The sequence below is a fragment of the 'Vigna radiata' phytoplasma genome (assembly GCF_030586915.1).
Classification (GTDB): Bacteria; Bacillota_I; Bacilli_A; order Acholeplasmatales; family Acholeplasmataceae; genus Phytoplasma; species Phytoplasma australasiaticum.
Window position 1 is genome coordinate 36,111 of sequence record NZ_JAOSIS010000001.1, and the last position, 6,751, is coordinate 42,861.

The following is a 6,751-nucleotide window of genomic DNA, read 5'->3' on the forward strand; positions in this document are numbered from 1 at the left end:
TTAGTTTGAAAAAAATATAAAATTTAATTATATAAAAATTTATCAAATATTAAATAATGATAATACAACTGTGCAAATTATAACATTTTTTGATTCAAATATCAAAAAAATTTTAATTTTGCAATTTAATTAGTAAAACGTTAATTTTTAATTAATATAAATTAATTAATAATTTAAAATCAAAAAATATCTTATAGTTAAAATTTCGCTAATATAACAATATATTGCAACATTGACTAGAAATTATATCATATAATAGCTAAAATTTTTATTTTTATTAAAACAATTTTTTTTAATTAATCAAAAAGAAAAAAATATTAATGACTTCATTCATTTCAAAAAAAACATCTTACAAAAATAAAAATAATTTATTAATTTCAAAGTAATAAATTATAATTTGTGTATCATTTATAACATTAATTATATTTTTTATTCATAAAAAAAGCTATTTATTAAATATTAAATAGCCTAAATTATATAAAAAACCACTTTTATATAAAAAACGAATTAGTTATTTTTAATTTAATTAAATATTTTTGTTAACAGGAGGGAAATAATCCATTGTTACCGCATGCCACTCGTCTCCAGGTAAACGCTGATACACACTTTCTTCTAAATGTTGTTTAGTTTTAAAATTAATATAACATTTTAGTCTTAAATTTGCATCAGAACCTTCATAAATAATATTAATATTACCTTTTTCATCTACACCATCTAAATAACCTAAAAATTTAAATTCAATATCAATTCCATTAATTTTTCTAAATAAACTAGTTGGTATATTAGTATTTTCAATATTTTTTTTAGGTTTATCAATATATTTGGATAAATATGATTCATTGGAATAATTATTTAATGATTGTCTACTATTATATAATTTAAACGCAAAAGTAATAATGGATATTAAAGTAAAAAACAAAAAAATAATTAATAAAAACAATATAAAACCAGATAAATGATTTATTTTTTTAGATTTTAAAATCATTTTTAACCTCTTATCTCTCTACAATATATTTTATTTAAAAATTAAAAATAAAAATAATTATTGCTTTTTTTAAGCATTATTGCACAGATGAGATATTTAAATATAATAGTTAATATAAATTTTATTAAATAATATTTTCAAAAATAATTTCTTTTTTATAAAAATAATCATATAAATAATAATTTTATTCGTTTTTATTGTTTAAAAAATAATAATTTTATAAACTAAAAAGAAATTTTTTTGAAATAATTTCATAAAAATTTATAAATTCGAGAACAACTAAATTATACCATATTTATAATTTGATAATCCTAAAAATACCTTATAAAAAACCAAAAATTTTTAAAAATAAAAAAACTAATTATAATTTATAAATACATAAAATATAATCTGTTGAATATTTTTATTTAAATAAATATTAAAATATATGATAAAATTCTCAAATGAAAATCAATTTAATAACTTAAATATGAAATATAAAATTAATATATTATTCGGTTTGACATTAAAATAAATATGTGTTAAAATTAAGCTAAATATTGTTATAGTGATAATCGTTAATTTATTTAACTATACAAGTTATATCGGATATCATAAATATTATTTACATCTCACAAAAATTAAAAAAATTTTTTTAATTTTTATTAAAAAAATAAAATTTTTGGAAATTTAAAAAATTAATATCAATGAATATATTTTTGTAATTTTAATTTAAAAGTAAACCAAAAAAATAAAATATTATTTTCAAAATTCAAAAAAAATATAATTAATCTTAAAAATATTTTGCAATTTATAATAAATATAAAATTTACCTATAAATATAGTATTTAGAAAGGTGTATTAAATTTAAAAAAATTAAATTTAGACTTAGATTAAGAATGATAAATTTTTTACCCAATAAAAATCGTAATTGGTTTATATTTATGCTTTTTTTCACTATAATAAATATTTATATTATTTTTTATGCAATGTCGGTATATCCCCGCAATAATATAGATGAAAAAATAATTATTACTTCTACAACTAATTTACTAAATGATTTAGTTAATCATTTAATAGGAAATGTTGATAAAAAGGAAAATCCAAAAAATAAAAAATATCAAAAAATTAATAATATTAAAAATTATGTTTTAATGGGTCCTGGAGTTGATCCTCATAATTATAAAATGAAACAATCCGATAGAATAGCTATAAAAAAAGCTAATTTAATTATAACTAACGGATTACATTTAGAATCTAAAATGACAGACTCATTTTCTTTAATAGCTCCTAATTCTAATATATGGTCCGCTTCTCAAGCTATTAAAAATGATCAATTAATTATAGACGAAAAAACAGGTCAAAAAGATCCTCATATTTGGTTTAGTATCGATTTATGGCAACAAGTTTTAAAAAATCTAAAAGAACAATTGCAATCGAAATTATCTAAATCACAAGATCTCGAATCACTAGAAAATAATTTTAATTTATACCAAGAACAATTAAATTATTTAAAACAATATACTAAAAAAATTTTCGAAAATAGAAAAATTATACTAATTACAGCTCACGATGCCTTCTCTTATTTAGCTAAAGAAAATCAATTTAAAGGATTATATTCTATACAAGGAATATCAACACAAACCGAAACCTCTCCTCGTGATATCGAAAAAATAGCTCAAATTATAACAAAATACCAAGTAAAAGCTATTTTTATAGAATCATCAGTTCCACATAATTATCTTGATAGTTTAATAGAAGCGGTAAACAATTATAAACCCAATTTTAAAATAAAAATTAGTGACCAAGAATTATATTCAGATTCATTAGGTACCGAAGAAGATCCAAATTATAAACAATTACCAGACACAAATCAGTATTTTAAAATGTCTAGTTATATAGGTACTTTTTTACATAATATTGATATTATTAGTCAGGAGTTAAAATAAAATGAAAACACAAGAAATAGCTATTCAAATAAAAGATTTAACTGTTTCTTATCAATACCAAAAACCTGTTCTTTGGGATATAGATTTAGAAATTATAAAAGGTTCTTTTACCGCTATACTAGGTCCTAACGGAGCTGGCAAATCAACTTTAATTAAAACTTTAATAGAACTTATTCCAAAAATTTCAGGAGAAATTTTATTTTTCGGACAACCTTATAAAAATATACAAAAAAAAATAGTTTATGTACCGCAAAGAAATGAAGCTTACTGGAATTTCCCAACAACAGTTTTAGATATAGTTTTAATGGGAAGATATGGACATCTAGGATGGTTTAAAAGGCCAACTGAAAAAGATCAAAAAATCGCTATTCAAGCATTAAAACAAGTAGATATGTTAGATTTTAAAGAGCGTCAAATTTCAGAATTATCCGGAGGGCAACAACAAAGAATTTTTTTAGCAAGATCTTTAGCGCAACAAGGAGAAATTTATCTATTAGATGAACCTTTACAAGGTATTGATTTACAAACAGAAAAAAAAATAATTTCCATTTTGAAAACATTACAAAAAGAAGGAAAAACAATTATCTTAATACATCATGATTTAAATACAGTTAAAGAATATTTTGATCATATTGTTTTACTTAATTTATACAAAATAGCTAGCGGTAAAACTATAAAATGTTTTACATCTGATAATATTAATCGAACTTTTCAAAATAATCCAAAAGGACGGAAAATAAACGAAATATTATGAATATTACAGAATTTTGGAACTATACCAATATTAAACTCTTTACAGGAGCTGCTTTATTAGGTTGCGCTTCAGGAGTCATAGGAATTATTATGATTTTACGCAAACAATGTTTGTTGGGTGATACTATTGCGCACACTATTTTACCTGGTATTGTAGTAATGTATTTATTAACTCAAAAAACAAATGAATGGGTTTTATGGATAGGCGCTATTATATCTTCAATCGTAGCTATAGGATTAATAGAATTAATTAAAAAATATTCCATTTTGCCAATAGACGCGATTTTATCGCTAATTTTATCTTCTTTATTTGGATTAGGTAATATTTTAATAGCTCTAGCTCAAAAAATATCTTCTAGCAATAAAATTGCCGTTTTAGAAAAATTTATATTAGGGCAAATAGCTCTTATTTCTTATAATAATGTTGTTTATATAACTATAATGACTATCATCACTAGCGTTATTATTATTTTTTTATGGAAAGAATTCAAAATATTTATTTTCGATTCTATATTTACTCGTAGTATTGGTTTTAATATTAAATTAATTAATTTTATTCTAAATATATTATTAATTAGCATTATTATAATTAGTTTGAAATTAATGGGGGTTATTTTAACTAGCTCATTTATAACTTTACCCGGAATAATTTCTTTACAATTCAGTAATAAGCTTCATATTAACGCCATCTTATCAGCTATAATCACTGCTATCGTTAGCTTAATAGGTATTTTTGTTAGTTACCAAATACCAAATATACCTACAGGACCTATTATTATAATAATTACCGATATTTTAATCATAGCTACATTTTTATTATCACCAAAAAAAAGTTTAATAACTAAATACCTCCGACACAAAAAATATCTAAAAAATCTACAAAAATTCAAATCATTAATTAATATTTATTTAAAAAATACATGTAATAAAAAAATTAATTTAGAAAAATTTTTATTCCAACAAAAATATCTTATTTGTATAAATAAAAAAATTATGATTACTTCTAAAGGCGAAAAAATAATTCAAAAATTAATTAATAAGGAAATTTAAAATATGATGATAAAATATTTAAATCAAATCGCCAACAAATTTGAATGGGATGTATTTTTAATTTTAACTATAACTTCATTAGCTTTAGCTAGTTTAGGTATTTTTTTAGTATTAAAAAAAATGACTATGACAGTAGATGCTATTAGCCATACTGTATTATTAGGTATAGTAATAGCTTTTTTAATAACTGGCAATTTAGATTCACCATGGTTAATGGTAGGAGCTATTTTAATTGGATTAATTACTGTTATTTTAATAGAAATACTAAAAAAACATGCTCAAATTTCATCAGACGGAGCTATTAGCATAATTTTAACATTTTTATTTTCAATAGCTATTATTATAATTAGCAACTACACACGTAATGTACACATAGATACAGACGCAGTATTTTTAGGTAATGTAGAATTAATTAACCTAAAACAAATATATAAAATCCTACCAATTTTAATTATTAACCTAGTGTTTATTTTTTTATTTTTTAAAGAAATTAAAATTTTCATTTTTGATCCATGCTTATGTTCATTACTAGGTTTTTCGACAATAATTATTAATTACTTATTGATGACTTTAGTTTCTTTAACAGTAGTTGTTTGCTTCGATATCGTTGGTTCTATTATGGTAATAGCTTGTATGATAGGACCAGCTATGACTGCTATTCTTTTAACATCAACTTTGTGGTCGGGATTTTTATTATCTTTATGGATAAGTTTGATAAATACTAATTTAGGATATTTTTTAGGTATATTATGGGATATTCCTATAGCTAGTTTAATAGCCATTATTACTTTAATACATTTTTTATTAGTTTTAATTTTTGAACAAAGAAAAGGTATAATAACAACAATTATAAAAAATCATCAACAGAAAAAAAATTTTTTAATGTTAAATTTATTAATTCATTTGGAAAATCATCAAAATCAACCATTTAAACAACAATTAATAATTATACAAAAAGATTTAAAATGGAATAATAAAATTTTCAAACAATGTATAAAAAAAGCTTTTAAATATAATTATGTTGTACATAATTATGATAAAATCATCATTAGTCCTCTAGGAAAACATTTTATACAATCCCAAACCACAAGATAATAATTTACTTTACTTTAAAAACAAAAAATGTTAGAATGAAATCGTCCATAGATAAAATAATACTGAAGAATAAACATTTAACAAAAGGGGGACTATTTTTTTGTTGAAATTAATAAAAAATAGTATTTTATTCTTCTCAGTGAGTTTAACGTGTCTATTAACCATTTTCACTATTAACAATTCTAAAATGTCTATAAAAGCTTATGATAAAGGTCAATATTTTGACCAAGTTGTATCTTCAGCTATAGATAAAAAGGAAAAAATTTTATCTTTAATGCAATATAATATAATAGAAGATACCCAAGATATACCATCGCATCCAGTTAAAATAGCAGCACAAACTTACATTAATTATATTTTCCAAGATGAATTTGGTGTTGAAGAATGGACAGGATCAGAGAAATTCGATCCATCATATAAAAGTGATGATAATTTGCCAGCAAACTATTATACAACTATATTACCTGATGAAATAAACAGAGAATTTATAACAGTATTATTTGCTCAAATAAAATCATCAGTAAGCAGTCAAGTAAGAGACGAAGTTATGAAATTTCTTACAACTGAATATATTAATAACCAAATAGTTCGCGCTATAAATTTCTTTTTAAACAAATAATTCAAATAAATAATTTTAAAAAAATTTAAATAAAACTATTTATAGTCTAAAAAGCTATAAATAGTTTTTATTTATTTTATTAAAAAAATTTTAACTACCTGATACATTTAATAAACCAACATATACACTAGAACTGCCAAATCCAAAAATTTGAAATTTAAAATCATTAGCAATATCTTTAATATTATTTAATAAATAAAACTATTTATAGTCTAAAAAGCTATAAATAGTTTTTATTTATTTTATTAAAAAAATTTTAACTACCTGATACATTTAATAAACCAACATATACACTAGAACTGCCAAATCCAAAAATTTGAA

The 6,751-nt window shown here is 21.0% G+C and carries 6 protein-coding genes; 5 read left to right on the top strand and 1 reads right to left on the bottom strand.

From position 1 onward, the window contains the following. Positions 1–526: 526 nt before the first annotated feature. Positions 527–985 carry a hypothetical protein gene (locus tag OC710_RS00155; RefSeq protein WP_054598462.1) on the bottom strand — a complete coding sequence of 153 codons (459 nt, stop codon included), beginning with the start codon at positions 983–985 and terminating at the stop codon, positions 527–529. Positions 986–1,908: 923 nt separating this feature from the next. Here OC710_RS00155 and OC710_RS00160 point away from each other — a divergent pair. The 5 genes from OC710_RS00160 (at position 1,909) to OC710_RS00180 (ending at position 6,430) form a co-directional block, all read left to right on the top strand. Continuing rightward, positions 1,909–2,913 (top strand): metal ABC transporter solute-binding protein, Zn/Mn family, encoded by a 1,005-nt coding sequence (locus tag OC710_RS00160; protein WP_051049964.1) that lies wholly within the window; start codon positions 1,909–1,911, stop codon positions 2,911–2,913. A gap of 1 nt (position 2,914) precedes the next feature. Continuing rightward, positions 2,915–3,667 (top strand): metal ABC transporter ATP-binding protein, encoded by a 753-nt coding sequence (locus tag OC710_RS00165; RefSeq protein ID WP_004995256.1) that lies wholly within the window; start codon positions 2,915–2,917, stop codon positions 3,665–3,667. Continuing rightward, positions 3,664–4,716: a metal ABC transporter permease gene (locus OC710_RS00170; RefSeq protein WP_004995255.1), complete on the top strand. Its 1,053-nt coding sequence runs from the start codon at positions 3,664–3,666 to the stop codon at positions 4,714–4,716. The genes OC710_RS00165 and OC710_RS00170 overlap by 4 nt, the downstream gene beginning before the upstream one ends. A gap of 3 nt (positions 4,717–4,719) precedes the next feature. Next, positions 4,720–5,811, top strand: a complete 1,092-nt coding sequence (locus tag OC710_RS00175) for a metal ABC transporter permease (protein WP_004995253.1) — start codon at positions 4,720–4,722, stop codon at positions 5,809–5,811. Positions 5,812–5,911: 100 nt separating this feature from the next. Next, entirely contained in the window at positions 5,912–6,430 is a 519-nt protein-coding gene (locus OC710_RS00180; RefSeq protein WP_152908760.1) for a hypothetical protein, read from the top strand. The last annotated feature ends 321 nt before the right edge of the window (positions 6,431–6,751 follow it).